Here is a 25,908-nt window from a genome sequence, read left to right on the forward strand (position 1 = left end):
GAAATGATGAATTATGTTGCAAACCGATAATCTTACCGCCCAGCAGCCGCAGCGCATTATTGCGGCACAATCGATTTCTGCCCAAGAAGAGCTTTTAGAACGCGCCTTACGCCCGAAAACACTGGCGGATTACATCGGCCAAGCCAAGGCTAAGGAACAATTAGCGATTTTTATTGAAGCAGCGAAAAAACGCGGCGAAGCGCTTGATCATACCTTATTGTTTGGCCCGCCGGGTTTGGGCAAGACCACCTTGGCGCATATTATTACTAAAGAATTGGGTGTCAACTTGCGCCAAACCAGCGGTCCGGTATTGGAACGCGCCGGTGACTTGGCAGCCCTGTTAACCAATCTTGAGCCGCATGATGTTCTTTTTATTGATGAAATTCATCGTTTGAGTCCGGTTGTCGAAGAAATTCTCTACCCTGCCCTTGAGGATTATCAGCTTGATATCATGATTGGCGAAGGCCCTGCGGCGCGTTCGGTAAAAATCGACTTGCCACCGTTTACGTTGATTGGCGCCACCACGCGCGCAGGTATGCTGACCAATCCGCTGCGTGACCGTTTCGGTATTGTTTCTCGCTTAGAATTCTATGAAAACAATGATTTAGCGACTATTGTCAGCCGTTCGGCGCAATTGTTGTCGTTGAACATGGGCGATGAAGGTGCGATGGAAGTGGCCAAACGCAGCCGTGGTACGCCGCGTATTGCCAACCGCCTGCTGCGCCGTGTGCGCGATTATGCCGAAGTGAAAAATAATGGTGTAATTGATGCCGATATTGCCGATGCCGCTTTGAGCATGCTAGATGTTGATGCCAAAGGCTTAGACGTGATGGACAGAAAATTTCTCGAAGCCATTTTGCACAAATTCAGCGGCGGCCCTGTGGGTTTGGAGAACGTCGCGGCGGCGATTGGCGAATCCACCGATACGATTGAAGATGTGATTGAGCCTTATTTGATTCAACAAGGCTTTTTACAGCGCACACCGCGTGGTCGTGTCGCTACCGAGCGCACTTACCTGCATTTTGGCTTGAAAGGTGCTGAATAAACTCGATATCGATAGGCCGTCTGAAAGTTTTAGGCGGTTTAATTGATGATTCTTTATATTATATTGAATTAAAGCGCAATTTATTTGTACAATTTATTTGCACATAAGAAATTATTCATAAAAATCAAACATAAAGGCCGTCTGAAACTTTTTTTCAGACGGCCTTTCTTCATTGTCAAAATCAGAACGAATATTCCGCTTTCAGCCAGAGACCTTTGCAAAATCCCCATCTTTGGCACATTTCTTCGTTGTGCGCTGCTCGAAAGCTTGCCTATCTTCATGATATGTCTGCGCTTTCTGCGCTGCTACAACTTTGAACTGTACTCAAATCTAGGGTTTTGCAAAGGTCTCAGCCAATAAGTTCGTGGCATGCCCAATACGGCAAAGCTACGGTCATACTGGCCGCGCTGTACTTGCCAATAAGCTTTGTTGAACAAGTTTTCGACTGCCGTGCTCACGGTTAAATCGTTTTTACCCAGCTTGGTTTGATAGCGTGCGCCGATGTCCACCAAGGTGTAAGACGGGAAAGCGTATTGTTTCTGCGTGTCTTGATAAGATTTGCCGAAATACTGCACATGGCCCGACAACGTCAAGCCCTTCACATAAGGCGTATCCCATTCCACGCCCGCTTTGGCAATCACGCTCGGATTGACAACTTGTACGCCGCTGACCAGATTGTCTTTGTAATTCGGATAATCTTTCACTTGCGATTTCAAATACATCAAACCGAAGCTCGGGCGTAAGGTTTGGTTGAGCAGGCTGGCGTAAACATTAAATTCGATACTGCGATTGCGCTCAATGCCCTGCTCATCGCCCGCAGCTGCGCCACTGGCGGCAAAATCGGTTCCGCTGGTGGTGTTGCCGCGCCAATAGCCCGGACGGCGGATTTGGAAGGCATTTAAAGTAGTGACAAAATCGCCCCAGTTTTTACGCACGCCGATTTCAAACTGACGGCTGACGCGCGGTTTGGCCATGGTGGTATCGCCGGTGGTGTCGTCCACGCTCAAGCTGGCCGGCTCCAAATCTTCCATGTAGTTGCCGTAAACGACCAAATCCGGTTGCGGCACCCACGCGGCCATCAACATTGGGCTGAAGCGGCTGGCATCAGCTTTGGTTTGATCACGATTATTCTTTTGTTCGACTTGCTGCAAGCGACCGCCTAAAGTCAAGCGGTAGCGGTTATCGGCAAAACCCATGGTATCGGATAAGGCCAAGCTGTTAACTTCAATGCGGGTATCCAGATTCGGTGTACTTTCCATGGTAGTCGGATAGTCGGCAGTAAACGAAGCCAGTTGCGAGGCAATATAGCCGGTGCCGTCAATTGTGGCTTTGCTGCTGCCTGCTTTGCTGCCGCGATAGGTTTGGCGGCGGCGGTCGATGCGGTCTAAGGCTGCGCTCCACGTGTGATCAACCGCACCGGTTTCAAATTGGCCGCGAGCGGTGAGATTCATGCTGGTGGTTTGAAAACGCTGATCGGTCAGACGCGCGGTGTTGGTGTTGTATTGAGTGCTGTCGGTGGTGCTTATTGTTGGCGAAATCAGCGTGCCGTAATAGCGCGCATCGTTGTAGCCGATACCGCCGCTGATTTGAAAATCGTAGTCGGTGTCATATTCAAAGGTCAGCATATTGGTTTGGCCGCGGGTGTTTTGCCAGTTCCACGAAGGTAGCAAATTGGTGTCGCCGCTTGGTGCGTCAAACAATCGGCCATTGGTATTTTGAATATCTTGAATACGCGCGCGACCGCGCCAAAGTGGTTTTGCTCGATGAAGCCACGTCCGCCCTTGATGAGCCAACCGAATCGCAGCTCTATCGCGCCATTCGCGAAAAAATGCCCGAAAGCATCATCATCAGCATCGGCCACCGCAGCAGCCTGAATGAATTTCACAATATTCACTATGATGTCGGCGCGGTGAAATGCGATTAACGCAATGTGCTTAAACCATCTGAAAGGCCGTCTGAAACCCAGTTTTCAGACGGCCTTTCTGCTAAAATAACGCACAAACACATCACGCGAGAACATCATGCCCGAAATCAAATGCCCACATTGCCACACCGCTTTTACCGTAGATGAAGCCGGTTATGCCGACATTGCCAACCAAGTGCGCACGCTGGAATTTCAGCAGGAATTAAACGAGCGTTTAGCACAAAGCCGCCGCCAGTTCGACACCGAAATCAAGCTGGCGGAAAACACGCTGGAAACGGCTTATCAGCAAAAACTTGCCGCCAAAGAACGCGAATTGGCCGAATTGGCGGCGCATTTAAAAAGCCATGAAAAAGACAGCCAATTGGCCGTTGCCGAAGCGGAAGGCCGTCTGAAAGCGCAATTGGCCGAGCGCGATCAGCAAATTGCCGCGCTGCGTTTGCAGGCCAAATCGTTGGAAGAATCGAAAAACATTGAAAAAGAATTGGAAATCCACCGTGCCGTCGCGGTGAAAGAGCGTGAGTTGGGCGAACTCAATGCGCGGTTTTTATTACAGGCCAAAGAGCGCGAATTGGAAAAACAAGCCTTGCGTGAGCAATATCAAGCCGAATTGAAGCAAAAAGATGAAGCGATTGCGTTTTATAAAGATTTCAAAGCGCGCCAATCCACCAAAATGGTCGGCGAAAGTCTTGAGCAGCATTGCGAAACCGAGTTTAACCGCATCCGCACTACCGCTTTCCCGCAAGCCGTGTTCGGCAAGGATAACGACGCGACCGGCGGCAGCAAAGGCGACTATATCTACCGCGAATGCGATTCAGACGGCAATGAAATCATCTCGATTATGTTTGAGATGAAAAACGAAAACGAAACCACCGCCACCAAAAAGAAAAACGAGCATTTTTTCAAAGAGTTGGATAAAGACCGCCGCGAGAAAAAATGCGAATATGCCGTGTTGGTGTCACTTTTGGAAGCCGATAACGAGCTTTACAACGGCGGCATTGTCGATGTGTCGTACGCTTATCCGAAAATGTATGTCGTGCGGCCGCAATTTTTCATTCCTCTGATTTCATTGTTGCGTAATGCTGCGCTGAATACCTTGAAATACAAGCAGGAAGTCGCTCAAATGCGTGCGCAAAATATCGACATCACGAATTTTGAAGAAGATTTAAACACCTTCAAAACCGCGTTTGCCCGCAATTACGAATTGGCCAGCCGCAAGTTTCAGACGGCCATCGAAGAAATCGACAAAACCATCACTCATTTGCAAAAAACCAAAGAAGCGCTGCTCTCTTCGGAAAACAACTTGCGCTTAGCGAATAATAAGGCGGAAGAATTAAGCGTGAAGAAACTCACGCGCAAAAATCCGACTATGAAAGCGGCGTTTGAAGCGTTGGGTAACGACGCTACGAAATAAAACAAAGGTCTCAGGCCGTCTGAAAACCATTTACTTCACTGAAAGTTTGCTATGCAGATTTATTTAGTCGGCGGTGCTGTCCGCGATCATTTATTGGGCTTAGAAGTCAAAGACCGCGACTGGGTGGTGGTCGGTGCCGATGCGTTTACCATGCTGGCGCAAGGTTTTCAGCCGGTGGGTAAGGATTTTCCGGTGTTCCTGCATCCCGACAGCCACGAAGAATACGCCCTCGCCCGCACCGAGCGCAAAACGGCCAAAGGTTATGCCGGTTTTGCGTTTCATGCTGATAAAGATGTGACGCTGGAACAAGATTTGATGCGCCGCGATTTAACCATCAATGCCATGGCGCAAGATTCAGACGGCCTGATTATCGACCCGTTCGGCGGGCAGCAAGATCTTTCAGACGGCATTTTGCGCCATGTTTCCCCTGCTTTTGCCGAAGATCCGGTCAGGATTCTGCGCATTGCCCGTTTTGCCGCGCGATATGGCTTTGTAGTGGCTGATGAAACCATGCAGCTGATGCGGCAAATGGTGGTCGATGGCGAAGTCGATGCGCTGGTGGCGGAACGGGTTTGGCAGGAATTGGCCAAAGGCTTGATGGAGCAAAATCCGGCGAAAATGATTGAAGTTTTGCGCGAATGCGGTACGCTGGCGGTGTTACTGCCCGAAGTAGAAGCTTTGTTCGGTGTGCCGCAGCGGGCGGATTTCCATCCCGAAATCGACAGCGGCATCCACACGCTAATGGTGTTGCAAAAAGCTGCTGAAATGGGCTTAAGTTTGCCGGAACGCTATGCCGCACTACTGCACGATTTGGGCAAAGCCAAAACGCCGTCTGACATTCTGCCCAAGCATCACGGCCATGACTTGGCCGGTGTGCGTTTGGTGCGAGAAGTGAACGAGCGTTTGCGTGCGCCGCGTGCGTGTGCCGAATTGGCCGAGTTGGTTTGTCGCTGGCACATTATTTTTCATCAAGTGGCGCAGCTCAAACCGGCTACTGTATTGAATACCTTAAAGAAAACCGATGCCTTCAGACGGCCTGAACGATTTCAGACGGCCTTGAATGTATGCGTGGCCGACCAACGAGGCCGTCTGAATTTTGAAGATGCCGAATATCCGCAGCGTGAATATTGGTTGAATTTATTACAAGCGGCCAATGAAATCGATGCCGGTAACATTGCCGCCCAGTGCACTCAAAACCAGCAGCAACATTTAATTGCCCAACGCATAGACGAAGCGCGTTTGGAGAAAATCAAGCCGATTCAGGAAGCTTTTAGAGCGCAGCACCATTAAGGCGAAAAATATAAAAGGCCGTCTGAAAACAAACGTTTTCAGACGGCCTTTTTGTCCATCCATTACTGCTTTTTCAAGCCCTTGGCTTTCACGGTCGCAATCGCACCGTCAATGCCTTTTTGTTGGATTAACTCATTGAATTGATTTCGGTAAATTGTTACCAAGCTGGCACCATCTACGCGGATATTGTAGATTTTATATACCGAGCCGACTTGATAAAGCTGGTAAGCCACTTCGTATTTGGTACCGCTTTTGGTTTGGATTTCAGAGAAAACATCGTGTCGGTTGCCATTGGAAGTCATTTTCGGCAACAATTTCACTTTAGCATCCGCCGCACCCATTAAAGCAGAGTGCGAATACATGTTGATAATCATGTCTTTGAATGCGCTGATGAATTCAGTTTTTTGCTTAGGGGTAAAATTGCGCCACGGTGCGCCCACAGCCAAAGCAGAAATGCGCTCATAATCCAGATAGCGGTTGGCATAGCTTTCGATTTGCTTCACTTTTTGCGCTTCACTTGCCGAACTTTTGGCAATCTTCAACACAGTATCCATATTTTGCTGCATTTGCGTTTGCGCAGGATGCGTCGCAGCGGCAGCATAAGGAGCCACAATTGCCATCGGCGCGGCCAACATCAAAGCAGATAAATAACGGGTCATGTTTTTTCCTTTATCAAGGTGTGGGGAAAGTTTGGCTATTGTAATTGCTTTGATATTAGGAAATTTTAATAAAATGTAAAAAACCATTCAGGCCTTCTGAAAATAAGTTAGCAGCGTATGAATAAATTATCATTATATATCAATCGTTTTTAAATTAAGTCGAGCAAACTACTTTACAAATTTTTTGCAGTCACTATAATAACGACTTCTTCACCGCCCAGGTGGCGAAATTGGTAGACGCAGGGGACTCAAAATCCCCCGCCGCAAGGTGTGTCGGTTCGAGTCCGACCCTGGGCACCAAATTTTAAAAAGACCGCTTTATGCGGTCTTTTTGCTTTTGTATCTCGGCTTCAGACGGCCTAATTAGCCATTTTCGCCTGTTTTTACCGATAAATTTGCTAAAATCGCAAATATTGTCGCTTATCCCCTTTTATTCTGATTACAAAAAGGGTACATTTACTACATTGTAAACAATCTTCAATTTGACGGAACACACATCATGGATCGCTTTCCCAAATCTGCAAAACTCGATCATGTCTGCTACGACATCCGCGGCCCGGTACACAAAGAAGCCCTGCGCCTGGAAGAAGAAGGCCATAAAATTTTGAAGCTGAATATCGGCAACCCTGCGCCTTTCGGCTTTGAAGCGCCGGATGAAATTTTGGTTGACGTTATCCGCAATCTGCCGACCTCACAAGGCTATTGCGATTCTAAGGGTTTGTATTCCGCGCGTAAGGCCATCGTGCATTACTACCAAACTAAAGGTTTGCGCGACATTACCGTGAATGATGTGTTTATTGGCAACGGCGTATCCGAGCTGATCACCATGTCTATGCAGGCATTGTTGAACGACGGCGATGAAATCCTGATTCCGGCGCCGGATTATCCTTTGTGGACGGCCGCTGCCACGCTGGCAGGTGGTAATGTGCGCCATTATTTGTGCGACGAAGAAAAAGACTGGTTTCCGGATTTGGCTGATATGGAAGCCAAAATCTCGCCGAAAACCAAAGCGATTGTGGTGATTAATCCGAATAACCCGACCGGCGCGGTGTACAGCAAAGAAATACTGCTGGAAATCGCCGAATTGGCACGCAAACACGGCCTGATTATTTTTGCCGATGAAATCTACGACAAGATTTTGTATGATGGTGCCGTGCATCACCATATCGCTGCCCTCGCCCCTGATTTGCTGACCGTTACCTTTAACGGCTTGTCAAAAGCCTACCGTGTGGCCGGTTTCCGTCAAGGCTGGATGGTACTCAATGGTCCGAAACAACACGCGCAAGGTTATATCGAAGGCTTGGAAATGCTCGCCTCTATGCGCTTGTGTGCCACTACACCTATGCAACACGCGATTCAGACGGCCTTAGGCGGCTATCAAAGCATCAACGAATTTATCTTACCGGGTGGCCGCTTGCTAGAGCAACGCAACAAAGCTTACGAACTGGTGAACCAAATCCCCGGCATCACCTGCGTGAAGCCGATGGGTGCGATGTATATGTTCCCGAAAATTGACACGGAAATGTACAATATCCATGACGACATGAAATTCGTTTACGATTTGCTGGTGCAGGAAAAAGTATTGTTCGTGCAAGGTTCCGGCTTCAACTGGATTAAGCCCGACCACTTCCGCATCGTCACCTTGCCTTATGTGCATCAAATTGAAGAAGCAATGGCGAAATTGGAACGTTTCTTGAAAAATTATCGTCAATAGTGAAATACAAAAAAAGGCCGTCTGCTTTCAGACGGCCTTTTCTCTTTTAGCGTATTATTTATTCAATTGCGCATTCAACATGTTTTCACGCGACAGAATACGATCCAAATCTGCGGCTTCCATCAAGCCCAAATCCAAAATCACATCGCGCACGCTTTGGCCGGTAGCCATACAGATTTTGCCGATGTAATCGCCGTTTTCATGGCCGATGTACGGATTCAAGAAGGTAATCAAACCGATGGAATTGAACACATAGCTTTCGCATACTTCACGGTTGGCCGTAATGCCTTTCACGCATTTTTCCGCCAAGCCCGCGCAAGCGTTGTTCAGCAGTGAAATCGATTCCAGCATACATTGCGCAATCACCGGCTCCATCACGTTTAATTGCAACTGCCCTGCTTCGGAAGCGAAGGTAATCGTGGTGTCGTTGCCCAATACTTTGAAGCAAACTTGGCTCACCATTTCCGGAATCACCGGATTTACTTTTGCCGGTGTAATCGAAGAGCCTGCTTGCATTTCAGGCAAATTGATTTCGCCAAAGCCGGCACGCGGGCCAGATGACAGCAAGCGCAAATCGTTACAGATTTTCGATACTTTCACCGCCGTGCGTTTCACCGCGCTGTGCACCATCACATACGCGCCGCAGTCGGAAGTCGCTTCAATCAGGTTTTCGGTCAGCTTGACATCCAAGCCGCTGATGGCTGCCAATTTTTTTACTGCCAAATCGGCATAACCTTCCGGCGTGTTCACCCCGGTACCGATGGCGGTTGCGCCCAAGTTCACTTCCAACAACAATTGGCGCGTGCGCTCTAAATTGATGATTTCTTCGTCCAACAATACTTGGAACGATTTAAATTCCTGACCCAAAGTCATCGGCACTGCATCTTGCAATTGTGTGCGCGCCAATTTCAATACGTCTTTGAATTCATCCGCTTTTTGTGCAAACGAATCTTTCAACACAATCAGATTTTTCAAGAAATCGCCCACGCTGTAATACACTGCCAAGCGGAAGGCAGTCGGGTAAACATCGTTGGTTGATTGGCTGGCATTCACATCATCAATCGGGTTCACGACTTCATAATTACCCTTCTCTTGACCCAATTGCTCCAAAGCCAAGTTGGCAATCACTTCACAGGTATTCATGTTGACTGAAGTACCCGCCCCGCCCTGAAACACATCGGTCGGAAACTGATCCATGCAGCGGCCGTTGACCAAAATTTCATCGCAAGCCTTATCAATCGCACCTGCCACTTCCGTCGACAACGCACCTAATTTACCATTGGCCTGCGCCGCCGCTTTTTTCACCTGTACCAAGCTGCGTACAAAATGCGGCATATCCGCAACTTTTTGCGAAGAAATCTGGAAGTTTTCCAAAGCGCGTAAGGTGTGGATGCCCCAATACACATCACTCGGAATCTCACGTTCGCCCAATAAATCATATTCAACACGATAACCCATACTCTAAAACCCTCTTTGAGAAAATATTGATATCACCGGCACGCGGCTACACAGGGGATAAGATAATCTTGTTAGCCTGATTTGTCCATATATTTAAGGCATAATTATGCGGTGATTTTTGGATAAAGGGCCGTCTGAAACCCTTTTCAGACGGCCTTTGTACTCATTAAGCCAATTTTTCGTTCGCCCAAGCTTCAACACTTGCCAAGGCTTGCGGCAGCTTATCTGCTTCGGTGCCTCCGGCTTGTGCCAAATCAGGACGGCCGCCGCCTTTGCCGCCGACTTGTTCTGCTACGAATTTGACCAAATCACCGGCTTTGACTTTTGCAGTCAGCGGCTTAGATACACCGGCACACAAGGAAACTTTGCCTTCGTTAACTGCGGCCAACAGAATCACGGCTTTATCGGATTTGCCGCTTAAATCGGTCACGATTTCACGCAAAGCAGCGGCATCGGCTTCGATTTGGGCGACAACCAGTTTGGCTGCGCCTAAGTCTTTGGCGTTATCCAGCAGCTTGGCACCTGCGTGTACGGCCAATTCGGCTTTGGCTTTGGCTAAGTCTTTTTCCAAGGCTTTGGTTTGGGCGGCGTTGGCTTGGATTTTGGCCAATACGTCGCGCTCGGTTTGGGCTTTCACTTCGCCGATGATGTCGCGCACCAAACGTTCTTGGTTTTGCGCCCATTTCAAAGCGTTCAGACCGGTGATGGCTTCGACACGGCGCACGCCTGCAGCGATGCCGCCTTCGCTGATGATTTTAAACAGGCCGATGTCGCCGGTGCGGGCAACGTGGGTGCCGCCGCATAATTCAGTAGAGAAATCACCCATTTGCAACACACGCACTTCGTCACCGTATTTTTCGCCAAACAGCATCATCGCGCCGGTTTTTTGCGCATCTTCCATGCTCATAATATTGGCATCAACTGCAACGTTGGCCAAAATGGCTTGGTTCACGCGGTGTTCGATTTCGGCAATTTCTTCCACGCTGATGGCTTGCGGATGAGAAATATCGAAACGGGTTGAATCGGCGGTAACCAATGAGCCTTTTTGCTCTACATGGTCGCCCAATACATCGCGCAAGGCTTTGTGCATCAAGTGGGTGGCGCTGTGGTTGCGCATATTGGCATCACGTACATCGTTATCGACTTCCGCGGTCACCGCATCGCCTACTTTCAGACGGCCTGACGTTACCACCCCGAATTGACCGAATACCGCAGCTTTGATTTTTTGTGTATCGCGTACTTCAAAGCGATTTTCTCCGGCAAAGATAAAACCGACATCGCCCACTTGACCGCCTGATTCGGCGTAAAACGGAGTGAAATCAATCACAACCACGCCGCTCTCGCCTTCAGCCAATTCGTTCACGGCTTCGCTGTCTTTGTACAAAGCCAATACAGTGGCTTGAGTGCGGAGTTCGGTGTAGCCTTGGAACTCGGTATCTTGACCTTCGTAAGCCAATTGGGTGTTGGCTTTGAAGCTTTGTGCGGCACGGGCGCGGGCGCGTTGGGCTTCCATCTCGCGGTTAAAGCCTTCTTCGTCCAATTCGATGCCACGTTCACGACAAATATCTGCGGTTAAGTCGTATGGGAAACCGTAGGTATCGTAGAGTTTGAAGATAACTTCGCCGCTTAAGGTTTTGGTGCCATCGGCCAATGCATTTTCCAGCAAGGCCATGCCGGTTTCTAAAGTTTGTGCAAAGCGGGTTTCTTCGTTTTTCAAGGCTTCTACGATTTGCGCTTGTTTTTCCACCAATTCAGGATAAGCCTCGCCCATTGCTTTTGCTAAATCAGCCACTAATTTGTGGAAAAACGGTTGTTTTTGACCCAATTTATAACCGTGGCGCACCGCGCGGCGGATAATGCGGCGCAACACATAACCGCGGCCTTCATTGCTCGGCAATACGCCGTCGGCAATCAGGAATGAGCAAGAGCGGATATGGTCGGCAATCACTTTCAGGCTTGGTTCGTCCATGCTGAACGGTGCGCAGGTTTCGCGGGCAACGGCTTTGAGCAAGTCTTGGAACAAATCAATTTCGTAGTTGCTGTGTACCCCTTGCATCACGGCGGCCATGCGCTCCAAGCCCATGCCTGTGTCGACGCTTGGTTTTGGCAGCGGATTCATGTTGCCTTGTTCGTCGCGGTTGAACTGCATGAAAACGTTGTTCCAGATTTCAATCCAGCGGTCGCCGTCTTCTTCAGGGCTGCCCGGAATGCCGCCCCAGATGTCTTCGCCATGGTCGTAGAAAATTTCCGAGCAAGGGCCGCAAGGGCCGGTGTCGCCCATTTGCCAGAAGTTATCAGACGCGTAACGCGCGCCTTTGTTGTCGCCAATGCGCACAATGCGCTCGGCAGGCAGGCCGATTTCATTCAGCCAGATATTGTAGGCTTCATCATCTTCCGCATACACGGTGGCCAATAATTTTTCTTTCGGCAGATTTAGCCATTCTTTGCCGGTCAAAAAGCCCCAAGCAAAATGAATCGCTTCGCGTTTGAAATAGTCGCCAAACGAGAAATTGCCCATCATTTCAAAAAAGGTGTGGTGACGCGCGGTGTAGCCAACATTTTCCAAGTCGTTGTGTTTGCCGCCGGCGCGCACGCATTTTTGCGCGGTGGTGGCACGGTTGTATGGGCGTTTGTCGAAGCCCAAGAAGACATCTTTAAATTGGTTCATGCCCGCGTTGGTAAACAGCAGGGTCGGGTCGTCATGCGGCACGAGTGAAGACGAGCGCACGATTTGGTGTTGGTGTTGTTCGAAATATTGTAGGAATTTTTGGCGTAATTCAGAAGTTTTCATGGTATTTTCTGTAACAGGTTTAAACAGTTTCAGACGGCCTGTTGAAGCTTTTCAAAGGCCGTCTGAATTTAATTTTCAGATTCTGCTTATCTTACCGCAAATCCTTGTTTCAAGCTATCTATCGGCCTGATTATCGGCTACAAATGCGCGCATCTGCGGCGAAGTGTTTCAAAAATGAATGTTAACATCGATAATTTTTCGCCAAATCAAGATTTTATCGCTTATAATCGCTGACTTTTACACCCGAGAACGACATTAAGGAACACACGATGCGCAAACATTTGTCTTTAATCGGCTTGGCCGTGTTGACTCTCGCCGCCTGTAGCGGCAATCCCGAAACGAAACAAAGCGCCGGCCAACCTACTGCCAATAACGGCGGCACATTGAAAATCTATAATTGGTCGGACTATGTCGATCCGAAAACCGTGGCTGAATTTGAACGCAAAAATAACATCAAAGTCAGCTATGATGTTTACGACAGCGACGAAACCTTGGAAAGCAAAGTGTTAACCGGCAAATCCGGCTATGATTTGGTCGGCCCGTCTAATGCGTTTATCGGCCGTCAAATTCAGGCCGGTGCGTATCAAAAAATCGACAAGGCGCTGATTCCTAATTATAAAAATCTTAATCCGCAATTAATGGCTTTGATGGAAAACGTTGACCCCGGTAATGAATACGCCGTGCCGTTTTTTTGGGGCACCAACACCTTTGCCATCAATACCGAACGCGTAAAAAAAGCCTTGGGCGATATGCCCATGCCGCAAAACGAATGGGATTTGGTGTTCAACCCGAAATACACCGCTAAGTTGAGACAATGTGGCATCAGCTATCTCGACAGCGCGGCAGAAATGTATCCGATGGTGTTGAATTATCTGGGTAAAAATCCAAACAGCAGCCAAACTGAAGACATTTAGGCGGCCACGGATTTACTTAAGCAAAACCGACGTAACGTTAAGCGCTTCACGTCATCCGGTTTCATCGATGATTTAGCGCGCGGCGATACTTGCGTGGCCATTGGTTTTGGCGGCGATTTGAACATTGCCAAACGCCGTGCTGAAGAAGCCGGTGGCAAAGAAAAAATCCGTGTGATGATGCCGAAAGAAGGCGTGGGGATCTGGGTGGATTCGTTTGCCATTCCGAAAGATGCCAAAAATGTGGCCAATGCCCATCAATACATCAATCATTTCTTAGAGCCGGAAATCGCGGCGCAAAACGGCAATTTTGTCACCTATGCACCGTCGAGTATGCCGGCCAGAGCCTTAATGGACGCCGATTATCGTGACGACAACACGATTTTCCCGAGTGATGAAGATTTGAAGAACAGCTTTATTATGGTGCCGATTGAGCCGAATGCGTTGAAGTTTATGGTGCAACAATGGCAGGCTTTGAAAGCTGGGAAATAAGACTTATGATAGTCAAAAAACAGGCCGTCTGAAAAGCAATAATCAATAAAATTACTGCTTTCAGACGGTCTGTTTTATTCAAAAGTTATTTCTTCTGAAACGCGCGTTTGACGATAATCATCCAGTCTTTTTTATCCAACACCGGCCGCTCGTTAAACACATCGTATTTAATGCCGTCGAGCTTTTGCAAAATTAACTGGCCGCCGATAATAATCATGCGCAATTCAAAACCGATTCGGCCTTTGAGCGTTTTGCCCAAGGGCGAGCCGCCTTTGAGCATGCTGAAGGCGCGTTCGCATTCGTGTGCCATCAAGCGTTGGAAAGCGAAATCGGCTTTGCCCTCGGCGATTTGCTGCTCAGTGACTTTGAAGCGCGCCAAATCATCTTGCGGAATATACACGCGCCCTTTTTGCCAATCGATGGCGACATCCTGCCAAAAATTAATCAGTTGCAAAGCGGTGCAGATGCCGTCGCTGCGGGCGATGCTCACAGGGTCGTGTTCTCCGTAAAGATGCAGCAGGATGCGGCCAACAGGATTGGCAGAGCGGCGGCAGTAATCGACCAATTCGCCAAAGGTTTGATAGCGTTTTTTGACTACGTCTTGTTTAAACGCGGAAAGCAAATCGTAAAACGGCTCAAGCGGCATGTTGAAAGGTGCAATCGCTTCATGATTAAGCCGCTGCATGAGCGCGGTTTGTGGCGTTTCGCCCTTTTGGATGCGGTCTAATTCGTGTTCCAATTCGGTCAAATCGTGCAAACGGCTTTCGTCGCTGACATCGCCCTCATCAGCAATATCATCAGCAGTGCGGGCAAAGGCATAAACGGTGTGAATGGGTTTGCGCAAACGGCGCGGCAAAATGATGGAGCCGACAGGGAAATTTTCGTAGTGGTTAACAGACATAATATGTTCTTTGTGTGGTGTTTTTTCAGACGGCCTTTTCATTTTACAGCCTAATCAAAAGCCGTTTTCCATCATTATTTGGCCGGGTTCGCGGTTGCGGTGCATGGCGTAGCCCAAGTCCATCAAGGCTTGGAAGGTGTCTTTCACCATAGCCGGATTGCCACATACCATAAAGCGCGTATCGGCTTTGTTGAACGTAAAACCAATGTGTTTTTCCAAACCGCCTTCCAGCAGCAAAGCCGGAATGCGCTGGTTGGATAAGGTGTTTTCAGTGGTTTCGCGTGTGGTGACCGGCACGAACACCAATTTGTGGAAATGCTCTTCAATCAGCGGATGGTCTTTTAAATCGGCCAAGCGTTGGTTGAAAATCAATTCGTCGGCATACGATACGGAATGCACCAGCACCAAGCGCTCGAATCGCTGCCAGATTTCCGGCTGCTCGATGATGGATAGAAACGGCGCAATGCCGGAGCCGGTAGAAAGCATGACCAAATCTTTGCCGTCTGGGAAACGCTCGGGCAGCAGGAAGCCGGTGGCGGTTTTGTCCAGCAGGATTCCATCGCCTGCCTGCATTTTTGCCAGTTTGGCCGACATCGGACCGTCTTCAATCAACACGGCGAAATATTCCAAAGTATCGGCATACTCGGCGGATACCACTGAATAGGCACGCCAGATATAACCTTCTCCGTCGCGGAAACCCAAGCGTGAGAATTGGCCGGCGGAAAAGCGGTAGGCTTCGGGGCGCGTGATGGCGAATGTCATCAGTTTGGGCGTGTGGTGTTTCACCCATAACACTTTTTCTTCGGTGAACTTGGCTTCAGGTGCGGCGGCCATAAGGTTTCCTTTGGTCAAAAATATTTCAGACGGCCTTGATTATACGCTAAGGCCGTCTGAAAAATAACAGTAAAGTTTTTGTGGAAATTTATGATGCCGTCTGAATGTTTTTCAGACGGCCTATTGGCTGGATGACAATTTTTTAGGCAGCCTGAAAAGTGTTTTTCAGGCTGCCTGATGAAGTGAATTATTTACAACGTCCTGCTGCTTTTGATAAAGCATTGCAATTGGTTGAACCTGTTGCGGAGCCTGCACCCGAGCAAATCGCATCAGAAGACAGTACACCTGCTACCGTCGTAATGTAACATTGATATGAACGTCCACGTGTAGTTGCCACAAATTTAACCGAATCAATGTCGCCACGACGATTGGAAATCGTTACTTTATCAGCAGTAGTATCCAAAGCAAATGCAGCTTTTTCCTTCAAAGCATTATCAGAAATAACTGCATTACCAACCGTTCCACAAGCAGACAAAACCGTAGCACAAATCAAACCCATAACCAATTTATTCATTTTAAAGCCTTTTATGTTGAAGGTTGAGAAAATTTAACTTTATTGTATCACTAAATTCTTTTATGAAAATATATTTTTGGTAAATACCACTCTCAACTCTTTATTTTAAAATGAACTGATTTATTTGAAATAAAATTAAAAAGTTGCCTAGATATTTACAAAGTCGTGTCCAAAGCTTTCGAAATATCCTGCCAAATGTCGTCCACGTCTTCAATGCCGATGGAAAAACGCAGTAAGCCGACTTTGATGCCCATTTCCATTTTCACATCGTGTGGCACGCCGCTGTGTGATTGCGAATAGCAATGGTTGACCAAGCTTTCGACACCGCCCAAGCTGGAGGCCATTTTGACCAAATCCATGTTTTGAATCACGCTGTTGGCCGCTTGTTTGGTGTCGTTTTTCAGATAAATCGTCACCACGCCGCCGATGCCCTTAGGCATTTGCGTTTTGGCTAATTCGTAATGCTCATGCGACGGCAGCCCTGGGTAAAACACTTTTTCCACCGCCGGATGGTTTTCCATACGTTTGGCGATTTCCAAGGCATTTTCACAGTGGGTTTTCATGCGCAAAGCCAAGGTTTTAATGCCGCGCAACACCAGCCAGCAGTCAAACGGGCCGGCCACTGCGCCGCTGTTGACCATCATGCTATGCAAAGGCTTGGCCAATTCTTTGGTTTTCACCACCACCACGCCCATCAACACATCGGAATGGCCGCATAAATATTTGGTGGCCGAATGAAACACAATGTCGCAACCCATATCCAGCGGACGTTGCAGATACGGTGTGGCAAAGGTATTGTCGATGCCAACCAGCGCACCGGCTGCCTTGGCTTTGGCAGCTAAGGCCGGAATATCCACCAAGCGCAACAACGGGTTTGACGGTGTTTCCAGCCACAGCATTTTAACGTTGTCGTGTTCGGCCAGCAGCGCATCGAGGTTTTCGGGCTTGCTCAAATCGGCAAACACCACGTTCACGCCCCACGGCGCATACACATCGTTCAACAAATCATAGGCACCGCCGTAAATATCAGCCACGGCAATGATGGTGTCGCCCGGCTTCAAAAACGTCCGCCACACGGCATCAATGCCCGCCATGCCGCTGGAAAACGCAAAACCGGCGGCAGCGTGTTCCAAATCGGCAACCGTGTCTTCCAAAATTTTGCGCGTCGGATTACTCAAGCGCGAGTAACGGTAAGGGGTTTGCTCGCCGATTTCATGGGTGGCAAACATACTGTTTTGGTAAATCGGTGGCATCAGCGCGCGCTGGTGTTCGTCGCAATCGTAGCTGGAATGAATCGCTTTGGTGGCAAATTTCATGGCACAAACCTTGTTTCGATATGAATGGCATTCATTCTATCACTATCTGAAAAATAGAAACAATTAATACCACCCTGCCCGCTAAGTGATATAATCTCGCATTTACAAAATCGGTTATCAAGCCGACCTTTTCAGACGGCCTTGAATTACCGTTTGCTGCCCACACATACCAAGCCTAGGCTTAATTCTAAGGAAAAAACACGCATGAACGCCATTACAGACGTGCAATCCACCCGCGATTTACGCAACCTGCCGATTAACCAAGTCGGCATTAAAGATTTACGTTTCCCGATTACCTTGCGCACCGCTGAGGGCGAACAGGCCACCGTGGCCCGTTTGACGATGACGGTGTATCTGCCTGCCGAACAAAAAGGCACGCATATGTCACGCTTTGTCGCGCTGATGGAACAGCAAACCGAAGCCTTGAGCTTTGAGCGTTTGCAGCAACTCACGCGCGAAATGGTTGAATTACTGGATTCGCATTCGGGCAAAATCAGCGTGAGCTTTCCTTTTTTCCGCAAGAAAACCGCGCCGGTATCCGGCATTCAGTCGCTATTGGATTATGATGTGACCCTTACCGGTGAAATCAAAAACGGCGCATACAGCCACAGCCTGAAAGTCATGGTGCCGGTAACTTCGCTTTGCCCGTGTTCCAAAGAGATTTCGCAATACGGCGCACACAACCAACGCTCGCATGTGACCGTGTCGCTGGTGGCTAATGCGGAAGTCGGCATCGAAGAAGTGATTGATTGCGTAGAAGCACAAGCCAGCTGCCAGCTCTACGGCTTACTCAAACGCCCTGACGAAAAATTCGTGACTGAGCAAGCGTATGAAAATCCGAAATTTGTGGAAGACATGGTACGCGATGTGGCCACTTCACTGATTGCTGATGCCCGCGTGGAAAGCTTTGTGGTGGAAAGTGAAAACTTTGAATCGATTCACAACCACTCGGCTTATGCGGTGATTGCGTATCCTTGACGAAACACTTCATTCAGCAAGGCCGTCTGAAAGCAATAAGTTCAGACGGCCTGATTTTCATGAATATTCAATAAGATAAACTCTCTAAAACTGATTTAACGCAAGTAAACCCGTTTCCTGTTTTTCAGACGGCCTCAAATCACTTATAATGCCGAAAACATTGATATTAAATTCTTGTTTAACCAACACAAACCTACCCCACACCGACAGGTTGTCGATATGAAAAAACTCTTTTATTTGATCTTGGCCTTTCTCGCCTTGTTTAACACGGCTTTTGCCGGGCCGGTTGATGCGTCGAAGCTGTTGCCGCCCGAACAAGCATTCCGCCCGCAAGTGAATGTGACCGAGCAAGGGATTAATGTGCAATTTCAGATTGCCGAAGGTTATTACCTTTACCAATCCAAAATCATCGCCGACACCGATCCCGCCGGTGTGTTGGGCGATACGCCCCAACTTAGCCCCGGCGAAGAAAAAGAAGACGAATTTTTTGGCAAGCAAATCGTGTATCACCACGCAGCACAGGTGAATTGGCCTTACAAACAAGCGTTCGGCCAATATAAATTAACCTTGAGCTATCAGGGTTGCGCCGAAGTCGGCGTGTGCTATCCACCGGTAGATACCACTTTCGACATCAACGGCAACGGCCTGTATGAGCCGCAAGGGGATGGTGCGCCGGTGTCGGCAAAAGAACGATTCACCCGACCTGCCACGTCTTCAGACGGCCTGAAATCTGCGCCTGCCAAGAGCGACAGCAGCCGCTTCAAACTGTCTTGGGATACCTTGAACGCCAATCTGTTGGCGTTTTTTCTCGCAGGTTTGGGTTTGAGCTTTACCGCCTGTATGTATCCGTTGCTGCCGATTGTATCGAGCATTGTCGTCGGCGATAAAAATGCCGGCAAAGGCCGCGCGTTTGCCTTATCGATGGTGTATGTGCAGGGTTTGGCGCTCACTTACACGCTGGTCGGTGTGTTTGCCGGCCTAACCGGTGCGCTGTTGACCGTCTGGCTGCAACAGCCTTGGGTAGTGCTGACCGCCTCTGCCATTATGGTGATTCTAGCTTTGTCGATGTTCGGTTTCTTCAATATCCAATTGCCAAGCTCGGTGCAATCCTATTTCCAAAATCAAAGCAACAAACTCTCCGGCGGCCGCATGGCTTCGGTATTTGTGATGGGTATGCTTTCTGCGCTGATTGTCGGCCCCTGTGTGGCGCCGCCTTTGGCCTTTGCTTTGGGCTACATCGGCCAGACCGGTGATGCGGTATTGGGCGGCTTGGCCTTGTATGCGCTGGCCTTGGGCACGGGCGTGCCACTGATTATCATTGGCACATTCGGCGGCCACATCATGCCGCGCGCCGGTGATTGGATGAATGGCATCAAGTCTGCGTTCGGCTTTATTCTGCTGGCGGTAGCGGTGTATTTGGCTACGCCTTACCTGCCTTACGCGCTGGTGGTGTCGCTTTATACTTTATTGTTGTTGGTTCCGGCGGTGTGGCTGCTGGTGCGCGCCGGCAAGCAAACAGGCCGTCTGAAAAGCGTGGCGATGGTATTGGGCTTTTTGCTGCTGATTGGCGGCGCATGGTTCGGCTGGCAAAGCTACCAACGCCAAACCACCGCCCTACACCATTTCTTAACCTTGACTCCGCCATCTGAAGCGGGACAAAGCAGCGATCACGGCATCATGTTCACCGATGTAGCCGAACTCAAAGCCGCGATGGATGCCGCTTTGAAAGCCGACCCATCGAAACCGGTATTGCTCGATTTCTATGCCGATTGGTGCGTTTCCTGCAAAGAAATGGCCGCCTACACGCTCAACCAGCCGCAAGTGCATGAGGTGGTGGATATGCAGCGTTTCTTCCAAATCGATGTCACCGCTAATACCGCCGAGCACCAAGCCTTGTTGAAAGAATACGGCTTATTCGGCCCGCCTGGTGTGTTTGTGATTCGTGCCGACGGTACACGCAGCGAAGCCTTATTGGGTTTTGTGAAACCGGATGCGTTTATCGAATGGTATCGACAAAACGAAAAATAATGCGACCTTAGATTAAGGCCGCCTGAAAAGTATTTTTTCAGACGGCCTTTTTATTTGATCAATAATTGGTAATCAACACTTCCTGTGTTTCGCTATTTTTGTGCTTCGCCTGATAATTGGCGTTTTGGTAATGGAAATTCAAATAGTTGATGTTAAACGCATGTTCAACACACCAATCCAATAATTGCTGATGCATTTCGCCTTTGTGTTTCATCACATTAGATAAGGCAAAGCGAATCTGATGCGCGTTGCAGGTTTGGAGAAACTGCAATAAATCGCGCTCATCTTGCGCCGTCCAGCCGCCATTTTCGTTATAGGCCGCTGTGCCCAGCAAATAAGGTGGATCAAGATAGAGAAAGGCATTTTGCTGCCGTAAATGCTTAATATCTAAATCACGGAAATCTTGGCAGGCAAAACGGATATGGCGCGTGTGCAGCCTTTCCATAAACAAGCGCAGCTTGTTGCGCAGGCTGATATTGAAATCGCGCTTGCCCACCGGTAAATTGAATTCACCTTTTTGGTTAAAACGGATTTGGTTGTTGAAGCCGTAAAAAATCAGCAGCAGAAACAATAAATTGTCTTTCGATTGGTTGTAATCTTGCCGCAACTGGGCAAACGGCTCTTTATTGAATTTGCCCAAACCATTGTTGCTGTTGCATTCATAAAAATCGTAATCGTGGCGGAAAGTATCGCTTAAGCCGTAATGCGCGATTTTTTGCTCCAATTGCGCTACCAAATCGGTATAGCTTTGGCTTTGAATAAAATTGAGTAAATCAATCAGTTGCTGGTTTTTATCAATGCAAATAATTTCATCAGCCAAGACATTGATGCCCACATTGGCGCCGCCTGAAAATACATCGTAAAACACGCCGAAACGCTCGGGCAGCTTGGCCTTGATTTGCGGCAACAATTTACCCTTGCCGCCGGTGTAGTTCAACGGCGATTTAACGATGGTTTCATTCGATTCATTCGAGGGTGTCAGCACAAACGATTCGTCACGAATGCCGACTTCACACAAAAACAAACGCTCTTTATGCTCGGTCAACTGGGTTTTGCCGGTGGTAAACGCATGAAAATCCTGCTCAAATACCGACACTTTGCCCTTTTTCTGCAAAATTTCCATGATTTGTACATCGGAAATTTTGGCATTCGAGCGTGAATTGATTTTCGAACCGGTATTGTTATACGACACCAAAATGTATTTAGCATCAATGTTTTCAATCAATTGGCCAAACTGCGCCGCTGCTTTTTGCGTGCAATAATCGCTTTTTAGATGGCTTCTGTCCATTTTACGCGCCACACCGTGCACTTCAGGCTTGGCGTTGACGGCAACATTTTCCAAAAAATGATAAGCATCGCCGTATTGGCGCGAATTATACGGCGGGTCGATATACACGATGTCGCTGCGAATGCTTTTCACCAGCTCATTGGCATCCTGCTGAAAAATTTGATTCCCCTGATTGTGTGCTTCTTGTGTTTGCGGCAAACGCAACACCAGCGGCTTGGTCAAATCGCCACTGCGGCGGAAAGCATCGTAATGGCCGACAGTATTGGCGATGCGGTCGATGGCATACAATAATGATGTAATCAACACCGCCTGTTCACGTGCATTGATTTTGCCTTGGGCGAACAAAGCATCGATGTCGTCACGAATCACGCCGACTTTGCGCATATTTTGGCGACTCAAAAAGGTGTCGGCAAAATGGTGCGAATAATAGTTTTCAGACGGCATATCGGTTAATTGATTGTAGCCGTCAATTAATTCTTTGATTTGCGGCCAATTCACCGATTCATCCGCCAAGAAAGTTTGATAAGCCAAAAAATTGCCGAATAAAGTATCGTTGATTTGAATGCGGAAACGGTCGTTGAAGTGATGCGCGACCACGCCTGTGCCGCCGAATAAATCGGTAAAGGTATGGCAATCGTGGCAGTGTGTGCCAATCACGTTATCAATAAAAGCCAGCAGCTTGAATTTGCTGCCCAAATAGCGGCGATTGTGAATCTGAAACATATATTTCCAAATAAGGCATCTTGTGCATCGCATTATAATGCCAAACCGCAAAAATCACGCTATGGCTACGATGATTTTTCGCTTACTTGGTCTTTCTGTCGCCAACATGATTTTATTTCTCTGATAAAATAAGCATTCCTAACATTCAGGCCGTCTGAAACCTTTCAGACGGCCTCAACCTGTTTTCATCTGCCATCATGACTTATCCGATTCCCAAACCTCAAGAAAAAACCCGTTGGCTCAATCTCTCGCAAGGCTCATTGCCGTTGGCTTTGGCACGCCATTTGCCACACAAGCAGCTTAAAGTGGTCTTGATCCAAGATGCCGAGCAAGCCTTGCGCCTTCAGACGGCGTGGCAGTTTTTCCGGCCACACGATACGGCGGTTTTCCTGCCCGATTGGGAAACGCTGCCCTACGAGCGTTTTTCGCCGCATCACGATTTGGTGTCGGAACGCTTAGCGGCTTTATGGCAGATTAAAAGCGGCGCGGCGGATGTGCTATTTGTGCCGGTGGCAACGGCGATGCAGAAATTATCGCCGGTGTCCTTCTTGGCCGGACGCACGTTTTGGCTGAAGACCGGCCAATCTTTGGATTTAGACGCGCTCAAAGGTAATTTGATTGAAGCCGGTTACAGCCATGTATCGAATGTGGTGGCCACGGGTGAATTTGCCGTGCGCGGCGGCATTGTCGATTTGTTCCCAATGGGCAGCGACATGCCCTACCGCTTGGATTTGTTTGACGACGAAATCGACAGCATCAAAACCTTTGATCCCGACACCCAGCGCACCGTCGCGCCGGTCAGCGAAATCCGCCTTCTGCCCGCGCACGAATTCCCTACCGACGACGATGCGCAAAAAATCTTCCGCAGCCGTTTCCGCGATGAAATCGATGCCGACTATCACGCAGCGGCGGTGTATAAAGCGGTGAGCAACGGCCATTTCGGCGCAGGCGTGGAATATTATCTGCCGCTGTTTTTTGAAAACGAGTTGGATACGCTGTTTGACTATGTCGGCAATGATGCACTGTTTGTCTGCTTGGGCGATGTGCATGCCGAAGCCGCGCGTTTTCAAAGCGATGTCAAATCACGCTACCAAATGGCACAAGGCGATGAGACTTACCCGCCTTTGCTTCCACAGCATTTGTATCTCACCTCCGACCAATTCGCAGGCCGTCTGAAAGCATATGCCCAAGTGTGGCCGGATGTGTTCAGTCACGACCAAAACCTGCCCGATGTTGCGGTCAACCGCCAAGCAGAACAACCTCTTCAAGCCCTGCTCGATTTTCAGACGGCTTTTGACGGGCGTATTTTGTTATGCGCCGAAAGTCTCGGCCGCCGCGAAACCATGACCGGCTTTATGCAGCAAAACTGTATCAAAGCCAAAGCCGTGAGCGATTGGCAAGGCTTTTTATCGGCACACGAGCCTTTAATGATTACCGTGGCACCGCTGGCTTACGGTTTCCAGTTGCCCGAGCAAAACATCGCCGTAATTACCGAATCGGATTTGTATCAATACGTCGCCAAATCCCGCAAAACCAACCGCCGCAAAAAACACGCCGATGTTTCAGACGGCCTGTTGCGCGATTTGGCCGAAATCAACCTTGGCGATCCGGTGGTGCACGAAGAACACGGCATCGGCCGCTATATGGGTTTGGTTACCATGGATTTGGGCGGCGAAACCGCCGAAATGATGCTGCTCGAATACGCGGGCGAAGCGCAATTGTATGTGCCGGTGTCGCAGTTGCACCTCATCAGCCGCTATTCCGGCCACGCGCACGATAATGTGCAATTACACAAACTCGGCACCGCAGCATGGAACAAAGCCAAACGCAAAGCCGCCGAAAAAGCGCGTGACACCGCTGCCGAATTGCTCAACCTCTACGCCCAACGCGCCGCACAGGAAGGCCATAAATTCGACATCAACGAATTGGATTACCAAGCCTTTGCTGATGGTTTCGGCTATGAAGAAACCGAAGACCAAGCCGCCGCCATTGCTGCAGTGATTAAGGATTTGACCCAAGGCAAGCCGATGGACAGATTGGTGTGCGGCGATGTCGGTTTCGGCAAAACTGAAGTGGCTTTACGTGCCGCATTTGTGGCGGTGATGGGCGGCAAACAAGTGGCCGTGTTGGCACCGACCACGCTTTTGGTCGAACAACACGCGCAAAATTTTGCCGACCGCTTCGCCGATTTTCCGGTTAAAGTGGCATCTTTATCGCGCTTCAACAACAGCAAAACCACCAAGGCCGCCTTGGAAGGCATGGCCGACGGCACGGTCGATATCGTGATTGGCACGCATAAACTGGTGCAGGATGACATCCACTTTAAAAATCTCGGCTTGGTGATTATCGATGAAGAACACCGCTTCGGCGTGCGCCAAAAAGAGCAGCTCAAACGCCTGCGCGCGAATGTCGACATCCTCACCATGACCGCCACCCCGATTCCGCGCACCTTAAGCATGGCATTGGAAGGCTTGCGCGATTTTTCGTTAATTACCACCGCACCGAGCCGCCGCTTGGCCGTCAAAACCTTTGTCAAACCGTTCAGCGAAGGCAGCGTGCGCGAAGCCGTGTTGCGCGAATTGAAACGCGGCGGTCAGGTGTTTTTCCTGCACAACGAAGTCGATACCATCGAAAACATGCGCGAACGCTTGGAAGTCCTGTTGCCCGAAGCCCGTATCGGCGTGGCACACGGCCAATTGCGTGAACGCGAGTTGGAACAAGTGATGCGCGACTTTTTACAGCAAAGGTTTAACGTGTTGCTCTGCTCGACCATTATCGAAACCGGCATCGACATCCCCAACGCCAACACCATCATCATCAACCGCGCCGATAAATTCGGCTTGGCGCAACTGCACCAACTGCGCGGACGCGTCGGCCGCAGCCACCACCAAGCCTACGCCTACCTGCTCACCCCCGAATACATCACCAAAGATGCCGAAAAACGCTTGGATGCGATTGCCGCCGCCGATGAATTGGGTGCCGGTTTCACCCTCGCCATGCAGGATTTGGAAATCCGCGGCGCAGGCGAAATCTTGGGTGAAGGCCAAAGCGGCGAGATGATGCAGGTCGGCTTCACGCTGTATACCGAGATGCTCAAGCAAGCCGTGCGCGATTTGAAAAAAGGCCGCCAGCCTGATTTGGATGCGCCGCTGGGTGTGACTACCGAAATCAAGCTGCACAGCCCTGCGCTGCTGCCCGATGATTACTGCCCCGACATTCACGAACGCTTGGTGCTCTACAAACGCTTGGCCACCGCCGAAACGCGCGAACAAATCAACGCCATTCACGAAGAATTGGTCGACCGCTTCGGCCTGACCGAACCTGCCGTGAAAACCTTGATTGAAAGCCACCATTTGCGTTTGCAAGCCAAAGAAATGGGTATTGCCGGCATCGATGCCACCAATGAAGCGATGATCATCACGTTCGGTAAAAACAACCGCATCGACCCGACCGAAATCATCATGCTGATTCAAACCAACAAAAAATACCGCTTGGCCGGTGCCGACAAGTTGCGGTATAGCGCGGAAATGGAAAATATCGATGTGCGGATTAACACGGTGAAGGACGTGTTGAAGACTTTGAAAGAAAAAGTATTGGTGGCTGAATAAAATCGGCAACCTTTACTTGTCTG

Annotated in this window: 16 protein-coding genes, 1 tRNA gene and 2 pseudogenes; 10 read left to right on the forward strand and 9 right to left on the reverse strand. The window is 49.2% G+C overall.

The features are described 5' to 3' along the window. Positions 1–13 precede the first annotated feature (13 nt). Complete coding sequence (ruvB, locus tag GJV52_RS12880) at positions 14–1,045, forward strand: Holliday junction branch migration DNA helicase RuvB (protein WP_095501576.1); 1,032 nt, start codon at positions 14–16, stop codon at positions 1,043–1,045. 305 nt (positions 1,046–1,350) lie between these two features. Here ruvB and GJV52_RS12885 read toward each other — a convergent pair. Next, positions 1,351–2,787: pseudogene (locus GJV52_RS12885) on the reverse strand (TonB-dependent receptor domain-containing protein); the annotation flags it as partial. On the opposite strand from GJV52_RS12885, the gene GJV52_RS12890 reads away from it, so the two are divergent. The 3 genes from GJV52_RS12890 to GJV52_RS12900 all read left to right on the forward strand — a co-directional run bounded on the left by GJV52_RS12890 (position 2,730) and on the right by GJV52_RS12900 (position 5,670). After that, positions 2,730–2,969 carry a hypothetical protein gene (locus GJV52_RS12890; protein ID WP_154212922.1) on the forward strand — a complete coding sequence of 80 codons (240 nt, stop codon included), beginning with the start codon at positions 2,730–2,732 and terminating at the stop codon, positions 2,967–2,969. The pseudogene GJV52_RS12885 and the gene GJV52_RS12890 sit on opposite strands and share 58 nt — an antisense overlap. A gap of 97 nt (positions 2,970–3,066) precedes the next feature. Beyond that, the gene (locus GJV52_RS12895) at positions 3,067–4,380 is read left to right on the forward strand and encodes a DUF2130 domain-containing protein (protein ID WP_095501578.1); all 1,314 of its coding nucleotides are present in this window, start codon (positions 3,067–3,069) and stop codon (positions 4,378–4,380) included. 51 nt (positions 4,381–4,431) lie between these two features. Beyond that, entirely contained in the window at positions 4,432–5,670 is a 1,239-nt protein-coding gene (locus tag GJV52_RS12900; protein WP_100562612.1) for a multifunctional CCA addition/repair protein, read from the forward strand. Between the two features lie 62 nt (positions 5,671–5,732). On the opposite strand, the gene GJV52_RS12905 is transcribed toward GJV52_RS12900, so the two are convergent. Continuing rightward, positions 5,733–6,329 (reverse strand): MlaC/ttg2D family ABC transporter substrate-binding protein, encoded by a 597-nt coding sequence (locus GJV52_RS12905; RefSeq protein WP_095501580.1) that lies wholly within the window; start codon positions 6,327–6,329, stop codon positions 5,733–5,735. Between the two features lie 215 nt (positions 6,330–6,544). Between GJV52_RS12905 and GJV52_RS12910 the strand changes: the two genes are divergently transcribed. Continuing rightward, a tRNA-Leu gene (locus GJV52_RS12910) sits at positions 6,545–6,629 on the forward strand. 199 nt (positions 6,630–6,828) lie between these two features. Next, the gene (locus GJV52_RS12915; protein WP_095501581.1) at positions 6,829–8,043 is read left to right on the forward strand and encodes a pyridoxal phosphate-dependent aminotransferase; all 1,215 of its coding nucleotides are present in this window, start codon (positions 6,829–6,831) and stop codon (positions 8,041–8,043) included. 54 nt (positions 8,044–8,097) lie between these two features. On the opposite strand, the gene aspA is transcribed toward GJV52_RS12915, so the two are convergent. Next, positions 8,098–9,501 carry an aspartate ammonia-lyase gene (gene aspA, locus GJV52_RS12920; protein WP_095501582.1) on the reverse strand — a complete coding sequence of 468 codons (1,404 nt, stop codon included), beginning with the start codon at positions 9,499–9,501 and terminating at the stop codon, positions 8,098–8,100. 166 nt (positions 9,502–9,667) lie between these two features. Further along, complete coding sequence (gene alaS / locus GJV52_RS12925; protein WP_100562611.1) at positions 9,668–12,292, reverse strand: alanine--tRNA ligase; 2,625 nt, start codon at positions 12,290–12,292, stop codon at positions 9,668–9,670. Between the two features lie 269 nt (positions 12,293–12,561). On the opposite strand from alaS, the pseudogene GJV52_RS12930 reads away from it, so the two are divergent. Beyond that, positions 12,562–13,695 (forward strand): annotated as a pseudogene (locus GJV52_RS12930) (polyamine ABC transporter substrate-binding protein). Between the two features lie 85 nt (positions 13,696–13,780). Here the strand turns inward: GJV52_RS12930 and hpnC are convergent. The 4 genes from hpnC to GJV52_RS12950 all read right to left on the reverse strand — a co-directional run bounded on the left by hpnC (position 13,781) and on the right by GJV52_RS12950 (position 17,260). Further along, positions 13,781–14,596 (reverse strand): squalene synthase HpnC, encoded by an 816-nt coding sequence (gene hpnC, locus GJV52_RS12935; RefSeq protein WP_100562737.1) that lies wholly within the window; start codon positions 14,594–14,596, stop codon positions 13,781–13,783. Between the two features lie 54 nt (positions 14,597–14,650). Beyond that, positions 14,651–15,430, reverse strand: a complete 780-nt coding sequence (locus tag GJV52_RS12940) for a ferredoxin--NADP reductase (protein WP_100562609.1) — start codon at positions 15,428–15,430, stop codon at positions 14,651–14,653. A 187-nt stretch (positions 15,431–15,617) separates the two neighbouring features. Then, positions 15,618–15,944, reverse strand: a complete 327-nt coding sequence (locus GJV52_RS12945) for a hypothetical protein (RefSeq protein ID WP_154212923.1) — start codon at positions 15,942–15,944, stop codon at positions 15,618–15,620. Positions 15,945–16,099: 155 nt separating this feature from the next. Then, positions 16,100–17,260: a trans-sulfuration enzyme family protein gene (locus GJV52_RS12950; protein WP_095501585.1), complete on the reverse strand. Its 1,161-nt coding sequence runs from the start codon at positions 17,258–17,260 to the stop codon at positions 16,100–16,102. Positions 17,261–17,464: 204 nt separating this feature from the next. On the opposite strand from GJV52_RS12950, the gene folE2 reads away from it, so the two are divergent. Next, positions 17,465–18,238 carry a GTP cyclohydrolase FolE2 gene (gene folE2, locus GJV52_RS12955; protein ID WP_100562607.1) on the forward strand — a complete coding sequence of 258 codons (774 nt, stop codon included), beginning with the start codon at positions 17,465–17,467 and terminating at the stop codon, positions 18,236–18,238. A 219-nt stretch (positions 18,239–18,457) separates the two neighbouring features. Further along, positions 18,458–20,266, forward strand: a complete 1,809-nt coding sequence (gene dsbD / locus GJV52_RS12960) for a protein-disulfide reductase DsbD (RefSeq protein ID WP_100562605.1) — start codon at positions 18,458–18,460, stop codon at positions 20,264–20,266. Between the two features lie 58 nt (positions 20,267–20,324). Here the strand turns inward: dsbD and GJV52_RS12965 are convergent, their stop codons facing one another. Then, positions 20,325–22,277 carry a Dam family site-specific DNA-(adenine-N6)-methyltransferase gene (locus tag GJV52_RS12965; protein ID WP_229439446.1) on the reverse strand — a complete coding sequence of 651 codons (1,953 nt, stop codon included), beginning with the start codon at positions 22,275–22,277 and terminating at the stop codon, positions 20,325–20,327. A gap of 197 nt (positions 22,278–22,474) precedes the next feature. Here GJV52_RS12965 and mfd point away from each other — a divergent pair, with 197 nt between their 5' ends. Then, positions 22,475–25,885: a transcription-repair coupling factor gene (gene mfd / locus GJV52_RS12970; protein ID WP_100562603.1), complete on the forward strand. Its 3,411-nt coding sequence runs from the start codon at positions 22,475–22,477 to the stop codon at positions 25,883–25,885. Positions 25,886–25,908 lie beyond the last annotated feature (23 nt).

This window comes from Neisseria brasiliensis (assembly GCF_009671065.1).
Taxonomy (GTDB): domain Bacteria; phylum Pseudomonadota; class Gammaproteobacteria; order Burkholderiales; family Neisseriaceae; genus Neisseria; species Neisseria brasiliensis.